Here is an 18,367-nt window from a genome sequence, read left to right as displayed (position 1 = left end):
TCTGCGATGAAAGCCTGTATATTATGTGGAGGTAAAGGAACCAGATTAAGACCGCTTACATTTGATAGACCGAAACCAATGGTTCCTTTATTAAATAAACCAACAATACAACATTTGGTGGAAAGCTTGGTGGCGAGCGGTTTTGATGATATAGTTATAACACTTGGGTATCAAGGAGAACAGATAAAAGAATATTTGAATGACGGGGCTTTATTTGGGGCACATATAACTTATAGTTTTGAGGATAAAAAACTCGGGACGGCTGGTAGCGTAAAAAATGCAAAAAAATATCTGGATGACGGTGCTTTTTTGGTTATGGGTGGAGATATAGCTTTAGATTTTAATTTAAAGGAAATTTATAATTTTCATAAAAAAAATACGTCCATTGCTACCATAGCTATTACCTGTACGGATGATCCAACCGATTTTGGTATAGTCGAGATAGATGTATCGAACGATATTAAAAAGTTTAAAGAGAAGCCAAAACCGGGTGAGATATTTAGCAATCTGGCAAGTACCGGGATTTATGTCTGTGATCCTGAGATATTTGATTGGATACCCAGTAACAAAAAATATGATTTTGCTAAAGATTTATTCCCAACCTTTCTCGAGAATGGTAAGAAGCTGATTGGCTGGCTTTCACCTGGAAAATGGAGCGATATAGGCAGTATTAAAATGTATAAAGATGCAAACTCATGGAAATTACGAGATATGAACAGAACAGAGATAACAGGTGATTTTTTATCCAATGGAAACATAAGGGGGCCTATAACTGTAAAAAATGGAGTAAGAATCGGTTATAATACTTCTATCGTAGGACCAACGATTATAGGCGAGAGAACGGTCATAGGTAACGATGTCCTGATCTCTCCATTCACTTCTATCGGATCTAATTGCATAATAGAGAGTGACTCACGGATACTCTCTACGATATTCTATGATCATATTATAATCAAGAGCGGCTCAGTCGTCTCAAGTACAATAATTGATAACAATACGACAATAGGCAGAGACTGCGTGGTAGAGACGGGTGTTGTGATAGGGCCGAGGGTGGTAGTAGGTGATAAATCAAAGATAAAATCGTATGTTAAGATATGGCCCGATGTAGAAATACCACCTGGATCTGTCGTATCAGAGGATATATTAAACGATAATTATGATACATCTGTCAATGGGTCATAAATAATCTTGCTGGGGTGGCTGAGCGGACTAAAGCGACGAGCTCGAGACTCGTTGTTCCTTTGGAATGCAAGGGTTCGAATCCCTTCCCCAGCGTTTTTGTATCGAATATAACAACGAAAAGTTTATAAGTTGATATAGGAATTCAGCATTAAAATTAAAAGATAGCTGATATCATCGTTAAAAATTTAAAAAACAATAGGAGGAAGGATAAGTGGGGTATATATACTCGATATTGGGTGTTATCTTCTCACCATTACAGAATGTAATGAAATAATTGAGAGATTATTGATGAGAGAAAAAGATCCAAAAGTTCGGGATGGGCTAAGGATCGTTCAGAGCTTATAACCGATATCTCTTAAAAATTTTTTTCTTTCTTCCACCTCCTCCATTCCTTCAATCCCTTTCGGAGTATATCCATCTATTATTCCTAATATGCCACGGCCAAGATTTGTTTCAACGATTATTACTTCTATCGGGTTTGCTGTAGCACAGTATATATTACATACCTCTGGAACCTCTTTTATCGACCTCATAATGTTTATCGGATATGCATCTTTCAAATATATAATAAAAGAATGACCTGCACCTATTTCAAACGCTTTATTCATAGCGAGTTTTTCTAAATCTGAATCGTTACCAGAATGTCGGATCAACCTTTTAGCAGAGGCTTCACAAAATCCTATTCCAAATTTCACTCCCGGAACAGTACCCACTATAGCCTCATGCAGGTCTTCTACCGTCTTTATAAAATGCGCTTGGCCTAATATTATGTTTACCCCATCGATCGGTTCTATTTTTACTATTTTTAAATCCATACTTATATTAATAATACTTTCTTATAAATTAAAATTATGAACGTCCGTAAAAAACAAAACAGAAACAGTATTGATCTTTCAGTAAAATTTACAAGATTATAAAGATTTACTCGGCTTTTTTACATTCTTTATTCGATTAAGATACCATTTAAAACTCCATTTTGTCCTGGACGGCTTGTTACTTTTGCCTTACCTAACTCCGTCTCAATTATCGCTCCTTTCGTGATAATATTCCTACGAACAAAATGTGGGTTTGCTGAATTTTCTGTTACAGTCTTTATCTCCACATTTTTAGTGATACCTGTCTTTAAATCTGTCACATTTATTTTATTATGCGAAAGAAGGATCAATTTTTCTCCGCCACCACGAACTCTATTTTTTTTCCTCTTAACCTCACCTATAACCAACGGTAAGAAATCTCTACCTTTTTCATAGATTCTTCTCTTCCTATTTTTCTTATGCTTCCCACCAGTATATTTCCTTTTAGATCTACCTTGCCAACTCATTTTATATAACCTAAAAATAAAGTGTTATTCTTCTATATAAATATTTTTACATCTCATATCTTCAAATAAAGAATAAGATATTATGTCCCAGCACGCCATGATCTCAGATAATTTTTCTGTTCTTCTGTCAGTCTTTCTATTTTTATATTCATTGCATCGAGTTTCAGTCGTGCAACCCGTTCGTCTATCTCGCCAGGTGTAGAATATACTTTATTATCCAGTTTTTCTCTATTCTCAACGATATATCTGACCGATAGAGCCTGATCTGCAAAACTCATATCCATAACTTCTGGAGGATGACCATACGCAGACGATAAATTAATCAACCTGCCCTCTGCAAGTAGATATATTCTCCGTCCATCGTTCATCGTGTATTCTTTAACGCTCTCTTTTACATCTTTTACCTTGTTTGCCATCTTTTCTAGATCTTTTATGTTTATTTCTACGTTAAAATGCCCTGTATTTGAAAGGATGGCCCCGTCTTTCATAACTTCAAAATGTTCACCACGTATTACAGAGATGTTTCCTGTAGCCGTGATAAAGAGATCTCCTATTTTGGCAGCCTCTATCATTGGCATAACTCTAAATCCATCCATTACAGCTTCTAAAGATTTAATAGGATCCATTTCTACCACGATCACGTTTGATCCTAATCCACGTGCTCTAGATGCAACACCTTTACCACACCAGCCATATCCTACAACTACAACATTTTTTCCGGCAAAAAGAAGATTAGTAGCGTTCATTATTCCATGAAGAGACGATTGGCCTGTGCCGTATCTATTATCAAACATATTTTTTGTCTTTGCATCGTTTACTGCAATAATAGGAAACTTTAATGCTCCTTCTTTCTCAAGTGATTTTAACCGTATTACACCCGTTGTTGTCTCTTCGCAGCCCCCATATATCTCTGGGATCAGCTCTTTACGTTTTGAGTGTATAGTTGCTATAGTATCCGCCCCATCATCTAGAACTATGTTAGGCTTGATATCCAAAATACTAGATATACATCTGTAATACGTGTCCTGATCCTCTCCACGGATTGCAAATACTTCTATACCATCATCAACCATTGCGGCAGCAACATCGTTCTGTGTACTTAACGGATTTGAACCTGCCAGCCGTATCATTGCACCGCCAGATTTTAATGTTAGTATAAGATTAGCCGTCTCTACAGTAACGTGAAGACAAGCAGCAATTTTGATACCCTCTAATGGTCTCTCCCTCTTAAATTCATCCTGTATCAAGGAGAGTACCGGCATGTTTTTTTTAGCCCATTCTATCCTTCTTTTGCCCTCTTCAGCCAAATTTATATCTTTTATAATGTAATCCATACTGGTTTTATCTTTTTTAATACTATTTATAATTAATTTCAAATAAATAGTAGATTATGCCTTATTCTTTTTATCTATGATTAAAAATAGGTGTCCCGTCTGTTATCACATTCTTAAACTCATCGATCAATTGTTTTGTAATTCTTCCAGGGCGTCCATCGCCTATTATCCTGCCATCTACTGATACAATAGGTGCTACTTCAGCAGCAGTACCTGTTATAAAGACTTCATCCGCAGTATATAGCTCAAATAAACTAAAAAACTCCTCTTTTACAGTATAACCCAACTTCTCTTCTGCAATCTTTATAATTGTTTCTCTTGTTATACCTTTTAGATTTGTAGTCGTTTTTGGTGTATATATGATACCATTTTTGATGATAAAGATGTTCTCTCCCGACCCTTCTGCAATATTTCCATTGACATCCAAGATAATTGCCTCATCTCCTCCTTTAATCTTCGACTCGATCTTTGCAAGGATATTATTCAGATAATTCAAAGATTTGATACCAGGAGGCATCGCTTCGTAAGAGTTTCGTCTGATAGAAACAGTAACAGCATTTAACCCCTTCTCATACAGATTCCCAAATAATGCGTCCCATTCTTCTGCTATAATTACAATGCTTGCCCTTTTGCAACTACTTGGGTCTATTCCAAGATCACCTTTTCCCCTCGTTACAATCACTCGTATATAAGCATTGCTCAGGTTGTTTTTTCTAATACAATCGAGTATATTCTCAATCATCTCCTCTTTCTTTAATGGGATGTCGAGAATTATTGCCTTAGCAGAATCGTATAATCGGTCAATATGCTCCTGTAATTTAAAAACTTTGCCGTTGTATGCTCTTATTCCTTCAAATACTCCGTCACCGTAGAGAAATCCGTGATCTAACACCGATATTTTTGCATCATTATCTTCATAATATTCTCCATCTATAAAAACTAAATTTTTCATACACTTACCCTGAAAACAATAAATAAGGTATCTATTATTAAGAGTTTTCATCGGATATTATTGTTTATCTTTATTTATGATAAAAAACGATTATTTTTGATTTTGAATTTTATTATCTGTTGTCATAAATGAAGCATAATCAAATAAATATACCAAACAATAAATAATAGTAGACATGAACATTAGTAAAGGTTGTAAATATGATTAAAAAGATGATCATTCCCAACGATACAAGTATAAACGATGATGTTATTATATGTAATAGGGATATGATTATTTGTAGTTATTCAGAGATCCATCGTGGTTTAATCGGTGAAAATATATTTATAGGTGATATGGTAAATATAAAAGGAGGAATAAGAACATATAATGATTTAAGGGTGGGTTATTTCTCGATTTTATCTGGGGATGTGTATGTAGATGGGGATGCATATCTCTCAGATAGAATAAAGATAAATGGCAAACTCGTCTTGGGAGGAAACTTGGATATCGGGGATGATGTACGGATTGATGGAGGTTTTGAGTCTAAAGGATGGATAATTATAAGAGATCCCATACCTTTTATACTATTTATATTTCTATACCTATCCGTAATTTTAAGAATCCACAGAAAAAGTATCGATATCGATCTTTCCTTGAACGGCAATTCGTATAAAGATGCTGATGATATTAAAGAATTAAGTTCTTTAGATTTTACAGATGTTGATAAAAATTCATCAAGATTAGACATCTTTTTATGTCCTGAATCTACTTACATAGGAGAGAAAAACCTGATAGTCGATACTTCTTTAGAGATTGGAGAAAGATGTAGTATCTATTGTAGTATCGATGCAGATAATGTCTTTGTTAAAAAAGGATCGGTTATAGATGGAGATATAGTATCACATAACGATATAATTATCGAAGAAGATTCCAAAGTAAGGGGAAACCTTAAAGCATCAGGTAGAGTAATAATAAATAAAAATGCAACAATTTTTGGAAAGATAAAAGCAAAAGAGATAATCATAAATCCTGATTTTGTTGAATCATAATATGTCAAATATTAAACAAAATTTCTGTCCCGCATGCGGTAAAGATGTCAATATATATGATACAATCGACGGGATATGCGTAGACTGTTTTATAAAAAATGCTGATCTTATAGAATATCATGAGAATGAAGAAGTAGTCATTTGTAGAATATGTGGTGCTTTTTACGATAGAGAATGGAAGAATTCGGTAAATGAAGAAGATGCTGTTTTAAGATATCTTTCATCGCGTATTAAAACATCTAACAAGTTAGATGAGCAAGATATAGATATGACAACCGAGAGGATGGATTCTAACAGAATACGAGTTGATGGTGTATTAAACGGAGAAATAAAAGGAAGACTTATAGAGAAAAAGTTTAGTTGTATTGTACATATAAGATATAGCGTATGTTATAGCTGTAGCAGGATTTCAGGAGGGTATTATGAGTCTATTCTCCAGATTCGGACAGACAAAAGAGCTTTAGACTATAGAGTAAAACAGGATATAAGAAAAATCGTCAATGATTATGTTATTAAAAGATATGAAGCAGGAGATAAAAGATCATTTATAACAAAAATAGAAGAATTGGATGAAGGAATTGATTTTTATCTAGGGTCTAAAAGCGTGTCTAAGCAAATATGCAATACTATCAGGTTAAAATATGGAGGAGAGATACAGCGATCATCAAAGTTGGTAGGTATGGATGATGGTAGGAATTTGTACAGGATAACTTACTCTTTGAGATTTTTTAAGATATCTCCAGGTGATGTAATCTCTTTCAAAGAAAAATTTATACATGTTATAAAAGTAACAAAAGATATAGAGGGAAGAGACTTAAAAAGTGGAAAAACCGTGCTCATTAAGGGAAATAAGAGCAATATCGATGATATAAAGATATTTGGTAATATAAAAAATGTTGTAAATACAGATCTGTTATCTATAGGTAAGGAGCAGATAGAAGTGGTAGATCCATATACAAATAAAAATGTGGAGATACAAAAACCGTATTTTATAGACAGAATCAAGGATAATAGAGTACCAGTGATCAAGACAAGTGTTGGATTGCTTGCTATTCCACCAGAATTTTATAATATATCTATCAAAAGATGACATTTTTTTAAAATTTAAATATCAAATATAATACTTCTTAAAAATCTATCATATCACCCATTATTACATATAATCTGTATAATTAGTATTAAAAGATATCTAAAAATAACACAATGAGATAATAAAATAGTATAAATCGAAAATTTATATAAACTATTAAACAACAAATAGGATACGGTATAATAGGTTTTTCCTTATGGCGATCTCAAATATAAGCGGGGATATAGTATTATGGGATTTTATCTTTGCATCGTTATTGCTTATTTTAGGCACGATATTGAGAGCCCGGATAAAGTTATTTCAAAAATGGCTTATACCCAATGCGATAATATCCGGAGTTATTGGCTTAATCCTGAGCAACGGTCTTTTATACATACCATTTTCTGAAAACATGGTATTTTATCCTTATCATCTTCTAAACCTCTGTTACTGTTCAATTCTATTAAGCGCCGTTAAGATATCGTGGAAAGAGTTTAAAACTAGTGGATTGTCAACAGGTTTGTGTATTAGTTTTACACAGGCAATGCAGGCGGCTTTTGGGGTAGGATTGGCACTTATGAGAGTTGTAGATCCTGATTTTAAGTCTCCTTCATTGTTAGATTTTATAATGGGGTCGCCATTAATACTTATTGTCCAATTTATCATTGCGTTAGGCGGTCTCGTAATCTATATTGACCCCTTCGCAATATGGACAAGGGTACTATACTTTTTAATATTGATCGTAATGTGTATAGTAATCTGGCTGATTGGTCCTGCTTTTGGACTTTGGAAAAAATATAAACCATTCTGGAGACTTTGGCCTAAAGATTAATACCCTTGGATCCTTTATCATAGATGTTGCAAAGTGTTTTAATACGAAGATTATCTCAACAATAGAAGTTATAAAAATAATAAAGGGAAAAATATTTAAAACTGATTAAAGCCCGAGAATAGATATAGCCGCAACACTGTAGAATGGGAATCCTCCAAGATTATGTGTCAGCCCTATTTGAGGATTAGGGATCTGCCTTTTTTCTGCTTTCCCCTGCAGCTGTTTGTACATCTCATAGATCATTCTCAAACCAGACGCAGCGATAGGATGACCAAAACATTTAAGACCACCGTCAGGCTGAGCAGGAATTCTTCCATCGAGATCAAAGAACCCTGACTCGATATCTTTTTTTGCCTTGCCTCTTTTCGAGATACCTAAATCTTCATAGGTTACCGCCTCGGTGATGGAGAAACAATCATGAAGCTCCATCATGCTTATCTCTTTGCGAGGATCTGTTATACCTGCCTCTTTGTATGCTCTTTGTGCAGCCTGAAGAGTCGTTTCTACGTGAACACCATCCCAGTTTAATAGCATCTCTTCACCTGAGGAGACCGCAACCTGGAGTGATTTTATATAAACAGGGTCTTCTCTGTATTTTTTAGCATCTTCTGCTCTGACAACAATGGCTGCAGCTGCTCCATCGCTCACTCCGCAACAATCGAACAATCCTAAAGGCCAGGCAATGATAGGAGCATTGATAATCTGGTCTATGCTTGCTTCTTTGCGAAGATGTGCTTTAGGGTTTAACGTACCGTTATGATGGCTCTTACTCGATACATGAGCGAGCATTCTTTTCCCCTCGTCAGGGCTTAAACCGTATTTGTTAAAGTATTTTGTTGCCATCATAGCAAAACCTCCAGGTGCGGTCATATTAGGCATTATGAGCCTATTTTTGCTCCCCATTGCAGATCCGAAATCGGGTAATCCTCCATATCCTGTATCTTTCAATTTTTCCACACCGAGTGCTAAAGCCATATCATACGCGCCAGACGCAACAGCATAGACTGCACCTCTTAATGCTTCTGTTCCTGTAGCGCAGAAATTTTCTACACGTGTAACAGGTATAAAAGGCAATTTGAGCGTTGTAGATAAAGGGAGAGCACTTTTCCCTACATTAACCTCATCAAAACAAGATCCAATCCAAGCAGCCTGTATTTCTTCTTTTTCTACCCCTGCATCTTTGATACATTCTAAAAACGCTTCTACCATTAAATCTTCACTGCCTTTATCCCATAGTTCGCCAAACTTTGTACATCCCATTCCTATAATTGCTACTTTATCTTTTATTCCTTTAGACATAATATCACCTTTCTTATTTAACGTATTGGTACTGCCTTCCAAAAATAACCGTAAATACCTCTATTCTCATCAGCATACTTTCTTCTAAAACTCATTTTTACCGGCATACCTACTTTTAGAGAATCGAGTTCACAATCCGTAAAATCAAACAAATACCGCCCTCCACCATCAAAATCAACCAATCCATATATTGCAGGGGGATTAGGACTAAATGCTAAATTATCTCCTGTATATGTAAAAATCGTTCCTTTTTTATCCGAAAAAGGATACTCTTCCATATCATCGATAGCACCACAATCTGGGTTTACACAGATTCTCTGAGGCGGATATTGAGGAGTACCACATTCTCTGCATTTTGATCCAACAAGACCCAAAACGGTCTTTCTTTCTCTCCATAATGTTGACAGAGACGTAAATGCCTCCTCACCTCGCCCTCCTTTATCTATATCTAATAGATTTTTAAATACAGCATATTTTTCGTAAGTATCTATCATCTGTTTAGATTCTATCATATTTTTCACCCCTTTTACTCTGCCTTTTGCATCTTCTATACCATCGGTTACTTCAAAGTATACCGCATCACTACCGTTTCCATAACTTGCTAAAAGGATTCTATCTCCCGGTTTTGCCTCTTCAAGAGCAGAAATAAGGATAAGAAACGGATAAGATGTTCCTGTATTCCCAATATTCGTAAATAATGGTTCTTGTATCTGCTCAAGCCTAAAACCCATCTTTGTACATATGAAAGCATGTGCTCGTTCATATATACAGGGATAACATACTTTAGAAAAATCGTCGGGTTTAAGATCGTATTTTCTTAATAATCCAGATATAGACTCTATTATAAATCTACCGTATCCTTCATCTCTAATCCATCTATCTTCCCAGCTTCGATTATATTCATCCTTTTTTGTCCTCCAATGGTCTACAAAATCGTAAGAGATGGAAAAACTACCTTTTATCTCTGCTATCTCGTTGTTTTTACCTATAAGCAATGATGCAGCGCTATCCCCGTACATCTCTTCCAAATAACCACCAGGTTTCCCTAATCTACAATCTGATGTACAAATCAAGATGTTATCAGACGTTCCTGCCTCGATAGAATCATATGCAGAGATTAAAGCACTTGTTCCTGCTTTTATAGAATTTGTAAAGTCTCCTGTCTTTATATTAGGAGAAAGATTTAATGCAGTAGAGATAATACTAGAGTTCTGTCTCTCTATAAAAGGTGGTGTTGTAGTAGCAAAATATAAACCATCTACCGTATCTCTTCTAAACCCAGTTAAACACTCGGCACCTGCATTGACGGCCATTGTTATACTATCTTCATCATAATTTGCAACGGCTTTCTCTCCAGGAAGCATAGATGCAGGATTAAGCCATCCCATTGCCATATATATATTCATTCGGTCGATCCTATATGAAGGAATATATGCTCCATAAGATACAATTCCAACCATACTTAATCATCTTTATATATCATAACTAATAATATAGTATATAAATTTAATTGTTGTTTTTATAATGTTATCTTAATTTTAAATATATCAAGGATAAAATATCAAGAATAAAAATATATTACGTAGAATATTATATTAATTATAAGATAGTTAATTATAAGATAGTTAAACGGATAGAAGAATAATAGTAGAAAGGATGTGATACATATCGGATTATCTAATTTATTAGAAGATACATATGCAGAAGCATTTAAGGGTATTTTTATAAGAATATTGGTTACAAGGTGGATCCAAATAGACGAAAAAGACAGAATAAGTCAATATATCGAAAAAGATCCTCTTAGGTTGGCAGCATATAAGGCAACTGCTACACCATCCGTTGTTATGAATAGGGTAGAAGGAGGCATAGAGGGATGGATAGATGAAAAAGACACGCCAGATGGCAACGAGGGAGTGATACTTCAATTTTGGAAGAGTTACGATAAAAAAAAGGATCTAGAAAACCAAATAAATGATTTTTTTCGCGAAGTCTCGATAAGAATAAGACAAGACATCCTATCGGTCCCGTTTACCAGAATCTTTGATTGGAATAAGGAGGATAGTATTCTTGAAGATGTCGCTCTTATAGACACGGAAGAGTTCGTAGGTAGATGTGGTGGAGGTTACGAGTATTTTTCAGAAGAGTATGGACGAGAGGTTATAAATATACCGCTTATGATGGGCTACGATTTTAAGATAGATCGTTATTTAAGATGTGGTATAGGTGTCTCTGGCGGGAACTTATGGTATTTTTGCGACTCTCTTAAATCAGGATGGGATATAGCGTTAAGTAGCATAGAAGCTATAAAAGATGTAGAAGGTGTTATAACTCCTTTCTATGTCTGTCCTAGTGGATCTATGCCTGCAAATTATCCACCAATCGGTCCTCCCACAAATTATCCTTATTGTCCTACTTTGAAGGATAAGTGTAAGAGCAACGTACCGGATGGGGTAAGATCTATCCCAGAGATAGTTATCAATGGAATTACCGAAGAGGCAGTAAAAGAGGCTATGAAGAAGGCAATAATATCTACAAATGATAAAAAAGGATTGTTGAAGATCTCAGCAGGAAACTACGACGGAAAATTAGGAGATTATAAGATCTACCTAAAAGATCTAATCTAAAAATAGATAGCGGGGAGTGGATTTGAACCACTGATCTACGGGTTATGAGCCCGTCGGGATATCCTGACTACCCCACCCCGCTAAAACAGAAGATACCTGTTATAAATATTTACTATAACCTCTATTTAAAACTTTCTTATAATTAAAAAACAACTTTTTCATTATACTTTTGAACTTTGCTATGTATCCGTATTCATCTTAATGGTAATCTCATTATTCAATAAATCCGGGAGTCTCGTCATTAATAATAGTAACAGGATATGATACTTTACTGATATTATCGACATCTTTATCTATCAATCAATCATCGTAGTTCGCACATGACATTTAAATTTAATCGATTTTATCGTGTTTATCATATAAAATTAAACGACTATTTGATAGAATAGATGATCTTTAAAATGTGAGGTTTATTATTATGTTGATCGATCCATATGGAAGGAAGATAAGAAGTTTAAGAGCATCTATAACCAAAAGATGCAACTTAAATTGTATATATTGCCATATGGATGGACAGCTTGCCGGAGGAGAAGAACTTTCATTAGACGAGATTAAAAGAATTTGTAATATCTTTCCAAGACTTGGTGTTAAAAAAATCAGGATAAGCGGGGGAGAACCGTTGGTGCGTAAAGATTGCGTAGATATTATTGCAGGGCTAAAAAATTTTGATGAGATATCTATGACCACAAACGGGGTATTCCTTGCAGATAAAGCAGAAGATTTAAAACAGGCAGGATTAAAAAGGGTCAATATAAGCATAGATTCGTTGAAGGATGATTTATATTCTAGAATAACCGGTGGTGATAGAAAAACGCTTTTGTATGTTAAAGACAGTCTTGAAAAAGCTGTGGAAATAGGATTAACCCCTGTTAAGATAAATATGGTAGTATTAGATATAAATCAGGAAGAGATTCACGATTTTATAGATTATATATTGAAGAAGGGATTGCAAAAAGAAGTAATACTTCAGTTAATCGAGTTGATCGATATTAGGAAAAAATACCCTGATCAGGCAGATTGGAAAAAAATTGAGGCTTTTTTAAATAACAATGGAATCTTAATTGGTGTTAGAAAGACACACAACAGGAAAAAATATCTATACCGTGGTGTTGAGGTTGAATTAGTCCGGCCTATAGACGCAAAATTTTGTATGGGTTGTTCTAGATTGCGGCTTACTGCAGATGGATTTTTAAAACCGTGTCTTTTAAGAAATGATAATATCGTCGATCTAAAAGGCTGCTCATCAGAGGAAGAGATTGAAAGATTGGTAAAGGTAGCTGTTGCCAGGAGAGAACCGTATTATAAAGGAGTTGTGAAAAAACATTTTAGTATTAATGATCTATAACAAAGGATAAATCGTGATCAGAGAAGATATTGAAAAAGAACTATGGCTTTTATTAAAGACTAGAAAAAGGATAGATAAAGAGATAAGAGATTTATTTGAGGAAATATACGGTAAAAAGGGAAAAAAAGCGATAGAATCTATCGAATCAAAAAGAATAAAAAAGTATAACGATTTCTATGTAGTAGTCGGCCAAGAAGAACATATCGTAGTAGAAGATTATTGTAACTGCAAAGACTTCTTTTTTAACGCATCACGAAAGGGGGAATACTGTTGGCATATCTTGGCAGTAAAGATAGCCGATATAATTGGTGGTTATGAGAGGATTGATGGATGGTATCATGAGATAGAGAAGATATTGTAAAATGTTAATTGGATTTGAGTCTAATTTACCTTATAGATAAATCAAACCAAGTAGTATTCAGCTATAAAACTACTTATCTAAGAATGAATCAATCATTAGTTACCTCATAGCTTTAGTTACGTAACTATTTTTACCCCCACCCCTGTGGTAGGTAACTGTACAATTTCAATCCCTTATAGGTAATCTAAAACTAAAGCATCGTTCATTTCAATCCATTATATTTATCCCTTATAGCTGGTTTAATAACGAGCCAATAAACCAAAAACAACACGGCAGTACAGATATTAATAATTCTGACATGTCTATTAATCATATCAGGAGTGTTTGCTAAATACAACTGACATGTTTCCACAGCTAATATGCACATTAGTATTGCTATTAATGTAACGATCAGGATTTTTTTACGTGTCAACATAATCTATTTCAATCCCTTATAGGTAATCTAAAAACCAGCATTCTGTAAGCAACGGGTGGAGGGATCCCTTATTTCAATCCCTTATAGGTAATACACTAACAAAATATGTAAACTTCTTCGTTAATAAACCTTTTATCGATCTCTGAAAAAATAAGAGATTATATATATTAACACGGATCAAGTGATTTTTCCTATTTATTACCGTGTTTTTGCCAAATAATAGAGTCGTCGATCCCCTGACGAACTTTTTTATTGTTACGAACCTTTGTTCGTAGCATCTATCCCAAGTTTTGAAGTTGTCCCATTAGATGATTGAGTCGGATCGAGTGATGACCCTCGAACGTTATTGATCAGCAAGATATCTCTATCCCATCGAACCCATAAAGATATAGCCTCTTCAACCTTTTTCATATCATAAATGTCTACATCCTCATCAACCACTATCACATTCTTTAACGATGTATCAGCAGAAAAAGCAGCCATTATTGCATTCTTTGGATCGCCTTCTGTATGTTTTTTTATCTGAACGATTAGATTGAAGTAATGAAAACCTCCTTCCGTCAGATAGACATTCTTGACGTCTGCAGCATTTAGACATGCATTATATATGATCGGGAGATAAGGTATACCCATTAAAAGTTTGTGTTCTATACTTGCGGGTATTATGGCATGATAGATCGGGTCATCCTTAATATACATATTGGTAACCTCTAAAACTGGTTCGTTGCGTACTACGTCATACTTTCCCGTGATATCTAAAAAAGGTCCTTCTTTGGCTCTTTGTCCATTTTTAATGAAACCTTCAAGTATAATTTCAGCTTCTGGTACGCATACTCCATTTTCTAACTCAAATATCTCAAGCCCACCTTTTAACGATGATGCAAACCGGTACTCTTCATTCGATGGCACCCTACTGCATGCTGCAAAGAGAAACGATGGATCAACACCGATCAATACTGCCACAGGAAGATCTTTCCCATCGCTTTCCGCATTATTGAACAGAGTATAAGTGTGGCGTGGAGCAACAAGACGTATCGCCAACCTTTTTTCATCCAACAATAACATCCTATGCACAGACGCGTTTCTTATTCCGCCATATTCTGATACAACCACTCCGCCAGTTATATACCGACCTGGATCGGCTGGAAAATATTTTAAGATAGGAAGATCGATCAGATTTGCTGGTTTTTTCTTCAAATAAGGCATATCTATCTTTCGAATCTTTGGCGCGTCCCCTCTTTTGAATAGGATATTATGGATCTCTTTTGTGAATCTCTCTTTTTTTAATAAAAGAGATAACCGATCCATCGAGTTGATCAAGTTGACGAGAACCTTTCCTTTTTTTTCTATGTTATGAAATAAAATAGTCTTGTTACCGTATCTATTTGCTATATCTACCACTTTATCATACCTTATTTCATCTTTTATCTCGATGATATCTTTATTTGTCCTCAGTCTTTCAATAGTATCTCTCATTTTATTTCAATTGCAGAACTACGTTCCTGCATCACAAGTTTTCATCACAAATCTTTGATTTTTAATTCCTCATATTCAGATATAGGCAGCTTTTCCTGATCTTCTATCTTTTTTATCAGACCGATCTTACTGACAATGGATGCATATTCCTCAGCAAGAGTACCATAGAAGACCAACGAACCCGACCCACTACCATAAGCACCGAACCCTATCTTCTTGCCAATTTCTAATCTCTTTTTACGATACTGTAGCTCAAGCAGAGAAGATAATGATAAAAAAATAGATGCAGTATAAGTATTGCCTATATTTGTTGGAGCAAACAACGAAGATTCTACTTTATTTTTATATAAATCAGCAAATTCTGGCAGATTAAATAATTTTTTCCTTATCGCATAGTCTTCATCCATCAACTCTTTATTAGAAAAGACATCTTCTATCTTGTCCTGCACATTCTCGACCAGCCCGTTCGATCTTATACCTAATTCTTTACAAATCCTTTCCCATCGTTCTGTTCCTCGTAACTCATGCCTGAAAAGGAATGCTAGCCCATGTTTTGTAATCTTGGGATAAGGGGTATGGAAGACCAAATAATCAAAAAAATCTATTAGGACAGAACTTCGGTCTTTTTCTTCGTATTTTTTCTTGAACCTATCAAACGCAGACCTCATCGCAAAAAGATAAGAGAAATTCGATAATTCTCCGTTGACTATAGGAGTTCTTTTACCAAAAGGACGGTAAAAATCGTTGTTATCTTGTGTAAAGACGCCAAGACATGAAAAATCAAGTCCTATCAGTCGTGGATTATCCTTGACAAGCATAGCTACTGCCCCAGCTCCTTGTGTAGGTTCTCCACTGCTATTAACATCGTATCTTGCCTCATCTGCACATACAACTATCCCCACTTTACCATCGTTCATGTCGGATAATATCCAGTTGCATGTATCATAAAGCGAATAAGACCCGCCTATACATGCAAACTTGTTCTCTAATCCCTGAATATGGTTGAGCTTGAACTCCTGACCTAACTTTTCCTCCATTCTACCAAGCACGAAACATACCAGGGGTTTTGATTCATCCATAGAACTCTCTGTGGCTGTATAAATTCGCCCTATATCCTTCGGGTTTAGATCGTTCTTACGAATAAGATCAATTATAGCATCGGCTGCCAATGAGTCCACCGTCTCGTCTGTAAGAATGGCAATCCTCTTAACACCTATGCCTTCAGTATACTTTTCTGGTGGTATCCCACGAAGATCTGCCAATTCTCTCGTATCTATGTATCTCTTAGGGATGGCAATAGATATATCATCTATGCCAACAACACGCTTTTTATTATTGATAATCATATTTTAAAAATTTATTAATTGTAGTATGATTTTTTTAGAATATATAAAGGTATAGGTATATATACCATATACCCCAACTATGAATCTCTCAAGATGGGAGATATTAATGGTTTAACTTTCAAAGTTGTGGTTGAAGAAGATTTGGAGGACGAAGGATATATTGTCCATTGTCCAGCTTTTAAAGGGTGTTGGTCACAGGGAGACACGATAGAAGAAGCTTTGGAAAACATAAAAGAGGCAATTGTCGGGTATTTAAAAACATTAAACGAGAAAGTGATACAGGATGCTAAAAGCACTGATAAAGCTCTGATCAAAGAAGTGGTGGTATAAATTGTGGATAAACTTCCTCGATGGTCAGGTAAAAAGATAATCAGTGTATTTAAAAAAGATGGTTGGACTGTGGATCGCATCGAGGGAAGAGAGAAAATCTTGGTTGTACCAGTGCATGAAAATAAGCCAATAAAAATTGGATTTCCAAAAGGGTTGATAAAAGATGCTGGACTTACAAACGAGAAGAGGAGGGGATGTAATGATATTGAGGATGAATGAAGTGCTGAAGGGAGAGTTGAGATATAATACGGGGAAAATAATAGGAGCAATTGAATGCACAAAGAAATAAACCAAAAGTTTTGTTTTTATATAAATTATGTAATATCAGATTGATTATTAAAAAAATCCTTGATTTTTGATACCTTTTTTAGAGCTTTCTTTATATAATCGGTAGATTCATCCCGATATATTGTTTTTATTCCTCTTGCATCCTCTTTAAGGATAGATAATCCTCGGATCAACACCGCAGGCGTCATCCAATCTCCTTCACCCATCAATATATTTGCCAAACCAGCCAGTTCATCAACGATAGCTTCTTCAGAGACTCTGAGTATTCTTCCGAAGATATCTTCCTTTCCCTTCCAATCTCTTATTGGATCGAGATTATATGCACCGATTGCAAAACCAACTTGTCCTCTTCTAAACGGTCTTCCGTTCGTGTCGGATATGATTACACCCACTTTTTTATCTTCTATTGCAGCTATCCGCTCCCCAATCTTTCTAGCACTTAAATCCGGATCCTTAGGGAGTAATATGACAGAACCATCTTCTATATTAGATCTATCTACGCCAGCATTTATGCAGATATTGCCACATTTTGCCTTGACAAGAAAAATAGGCGGATATTCTATTATTATTTCTTCTGTCTCGTCTAATATTGCCTGTATAAATCTTGGATCGTCATCACAAATCTTCGATTTGTGAGCTACGAATCTTTGATTCGTAACATTTTTTTTTCTTGAAATCTCTATAGCCTTATCAGTAGGTTTGATATTTTTCAAAAGCCTGGTTCTTCCCTCAGATTTAGATACGGCAGTATGTGCTACGACTATTATGTCATTATCCTCTATACCTGTACCCATCTTTTTAATCTCATCGACCAAAAGTTCTCCAATATCCATTCCTTCTTTTATTATTGGTAATTTTATAGAACTGGCATAAAGTGAAAACAGACGTTCTTCACTACTGGTTGAGAAATCGCAAGGAGGTGCAGGAACCTTGGTTCTGCGTTTTGATGCAAAGATCATCATGACACCTCGGTTTTTATCTTAAATAATAATTTTATATTTTCATCTATATTAATACATCTCCGTCATTAACATCATTAAATCGATATTTTAACTATGGTCCATATATGGTAGGATCGCATATAATTAGCGGTTAACAAAATGGACAAAAATTATTGTATCTCGACAAAAGATTTATTAACGAAGAAGTTTATATACTTTGT

The 18,367-nt window shown here is 35.1% G+C and carries 18 protein-coding genes and 2 tRNA genes; 10 read left to right on the top strand and 10 right to left on the bottom strand.

The features are described from left to right. Positions 1-6 precede the first annotated feature (6 nt). A complete protein-coding gene (locus LPC15_RS02650) occupies positions 7-1,182 on the top strand; it encodes a sugar phosphate nucleotidyltransferase (RefSeq protein WP_229235166.1) in 1,176 nt (391 codons plus the stop codon). Between the two features lie 8 nt (positions 1,183-1,190). Continuing rightward, a tRNA-Ser gene (locus tag LPC15_RS02645) sits at positions 1,191-1,275 on the top strand. Between the two features lie 239 nt (positions 1,276-1,514). Here the strand turns inward: LPC15_RS02645 and LPC15_RS02640 are convergent. The 4 genes from LPC15_RS02640 to ilvE all read right to left on the bottom strand — a co-directional run bounded on the left by LPC15_RS02640 (position 1,515) and on the right by ilvE (position 4,789). Continuing rightward, positions 1,515-1,997 carry an adenosine-specific kinase gene (locus tag LPC15_RS02640; protein ID WP_229235165.1) on the bottom strand — a complete coding sequence of 161 codons (483 nt, stop codon included), beginning with the start codon at positions 1,995-1,997 and terminating at the stop codon, positions 1,515-1,517. A gap of 128 nt (positions 1,998-2,125) precedes the next feature. Then, a complete protein-coding gene (locus tag LPC15_RS02635) occupies positions 2,126-2,503 on the bottom strand; it encodes a 30S ribosomal protein S8e (protein WP_229235164.1) in 378 nt (125 codons plus the stop codon). A gap of 80 nt (positions 2,504-2,583) precedes the next feature. Continuing rightward, positions 2,584-3,837, bottom strand: coding sequence for an adenosylhomocysteinase (locus tag LPC15_RS02630; protein WP_229235163.1), 1,254 nt, complete (start codon positions 3,835-3,837; stop codon positions 2,584-2,586). A gap of 70 nt (positions 3,838-3,907) precedes the next feature. Continuing rightward, the gene (gene ilvE / locus LPC15_RS02625) at positions 3,908-4,789 is read right to left on the bottom strand and encodes a branched-chain-amino-acid transaminase (protein WP_229235162.1); all 882 of its coding nucleotides are present in this window, start codon (positions 4,787-4,789) and stop codon (positions 3,908-3,910) included. A 200-nt stretch (positions 4,790-4,989) separates the two neighbouring features. Here ilvE and LPC15_RS02620 point away from each other — a divergent pair, with 200 nt between their 5' ends. The 3 genes from LPC15_RS02620 to LPC15_RS02610 all read left to right on the top strand — a co-directional run bounded on the left by LPC15_RS02620 (position 4,990) and on the right by LPC15_RS02610 (position 7,721). Beyond that, complete coding sequence (locus LPC15_RS02620) at positions 4,990-5,820, top strand: polymer-forming cytoskeletal protein (RefSeq protein WP_229235161.1); 831 nt, start codon at positions 4,990-4,992, stop codon at positions 5,818-5,820. Between the two features lies 1 nt (position 5,821). Further along, entirely contained in the window at positions 5,822-6,910 is a 1,089-nt protein-coding gene (locus tag LPC15_RS02615) for a 60S ribosomal export protein NMD3 (RefSeq protein ID WP_229235160.1), read from the top strand. 196 nt (positions 6,911-7,106) lie between these two features. Further along, entirely contained in the window at positions 7,107-7,721 is a 615-nt protein-coding gene (locus tag LPC15_RS02610) for a hypothetical protein (RefSeq protein ID WP_229235159.1), read from the top strand. A 105-nt stretch (positions 7,722-7,826) separates the two neighbouring features. Here LPC15_RS02610 and LPC15_RS02605 read toward each other — a convergent pair whose 3' ends face one another. Further along, on the bottom strand, positions 7,827-9,020 hold the full coding sequence (locus LPC15_RS02605) for an acetyl-CoA acetyltransferase (protein WP_229235158.1): 1,194 nt from the start codon (positions 9,018-9,020) through the stop codon (positions 7,827-7,829). A 17-nt stretch (positions 9,021-9,037) separates the two neighbouring features. Beyond that, a complete protein-coding gene (locus tag LPC15_RS02600) occupies positions 9,038-10,480 on the bottom strand; it encodes a hydroxymethylglutaryl-CoA synthase family protein (RefSeq protein WP_229235157.1) in 1,443 nt (480 codons plus the stop codon). A 198-nt stretch (positions 10,481-10,678) separates the two neighbouring features. Between LPC15_RS02600 and LPC15_RS02595 the strand changes: the two genes are divergently transcribed. Continuing rightward, entirely contained in the window at positions 10,679-11,644 is a 966-nt protein-coding gene (locus LPC15_RS02595) for a hypothetical protein (RefSeq protein WP_229235156.1), read from the top strand. Positions 11,645-11,651: 7 nt separating this feature from the next. On the opposite strand, the gene LPC15_RS02590 is transcribed toward LPC15_RS02595, so the two are convergent. Beyond that, positions 11,652-11,726: transfer RNA gene (locus tag LPC15_RS02590), tRNA-Met, on the bottom strand. Positions 11,727-12,062: 336 nt separating this feature from the next. Between LPC15_RS02590 and moaA the strand changes: the two genes are divergently transcribed. Together moaA and LPC15_RS02580 are read left to right on the top strand one after the other, a co-directional pair. Then, positions 12,063-12,989 (top strand): GTP 3',8-cyclase MoaA, encoded by a 927-nt coding sequence (gene moaA, locus LPC15_RS02585; RefSeq protein ID WP_229235155.1) that lies wholly within the window; start codon positions 12,063-12,065, stop codon positions 12,987-12,989. 13 nt (positions 12,990-13,002) lie between these two features. Then, entirely contained in the window at positions 13,003-13,350 is a 348-nt protein-coding gene (locus LPC15_RS02580) for an SWIM zinc finger family protein (protein WP_229235154.1), read from the top strand. A 670-nt stretch (positions 13,351-14,020) separates the two neighbouring features. On the opposite strand, the gene LPC15_RS02575 is transcribed toward LPC15_RS02580, so the two are convergent. Together LPC15_RS02575 and LPC15_RS02570 are read right to left on the bottom strand one after the other, a co-directional pair. After that, positions 14,021-15,241 (bottom strand): UbiD family decarboxylase, encoded by a 1,221-nt coding sequence (locus LPC15_RS02575; protein ID WP_229235153.1) that lies wholly within the window; start codon positions 15,239-15,241, stop codon positions 14,021-14,023. Between the two features lie 44 nt (positions 15,242-15,285). Further along, entirely contained in the window at positions 15,286-16,587 is a 1,302-nt protein-coding gene (locus LPC15_RS02570) for a hydroxymethylglutaryl-CoA synthase family protein (RefSeq protein ID WP_229235152.1), read from the bottom strand. A gap of 93 nt (positions 16,588-16,680) precedes the next feature. Between LPC15_RS02570 and LPC15_RS02565 the strand changes: the two genes are divergently transcribed. Continuing rightward, positions 16,681-16,917 carry a type II toxin-antitoxin system HicB family antitoxin gene (locus LPC15_RS02565; protein ID WP_229235151.1) on the top strand — a complete coding sequence of 79 codons (237 nt, stop codon included), beginning with the start codon at positions 16,681-16,683 and terminating at the stop codon, positions 16,915-16,917. A 3-nt stretch (positions 16,918-16,920) separates the two neighbouring features. Then, entirely contained in the window at positions 16,921-17,136 is a 216-nt protein-coding gene (locus tag LPC15_RS02560; protein ID WP_229235150.1) for a type II toxin-antitoxin system HicA family toxin, read from the top strand. A gap of 95 nt (positions 17,137-17,231) precedes the next feature. Here the strand turns inward: LPC15_RS02560 and LPC15_RS02555 are convergent, their stop codons facing one another. Beyond that, positions 17,232-18,167: a coenzyme F420-0:L-glutamate ligase gene (locus LPC15_RS02555; protein ID WP_229235149.1), complete on the bottom strand. Its 936-nt coding sequence runs from the start codon at positions 18,165-18,167 to the stop codon at positions 17,232-17,234. Positions 18,168-18,367: the final 200 nt, after the last annotated feature.

This window comes from Candidatus Methanoliparum sp. LAM-1, assembly GCF_020885915.1.
GTDB lineage: Archaea > Halobacteriota > Methanoliparia > Methanoliparales > Methanoliparaceae > Methanoliparum > Methanoliparum thermophilum.
The sequence above is the reverse complement of the archived record's forward strand: the minus strand, read 5'-3'. Positions and strand labels throughout refer to the sequence as shown.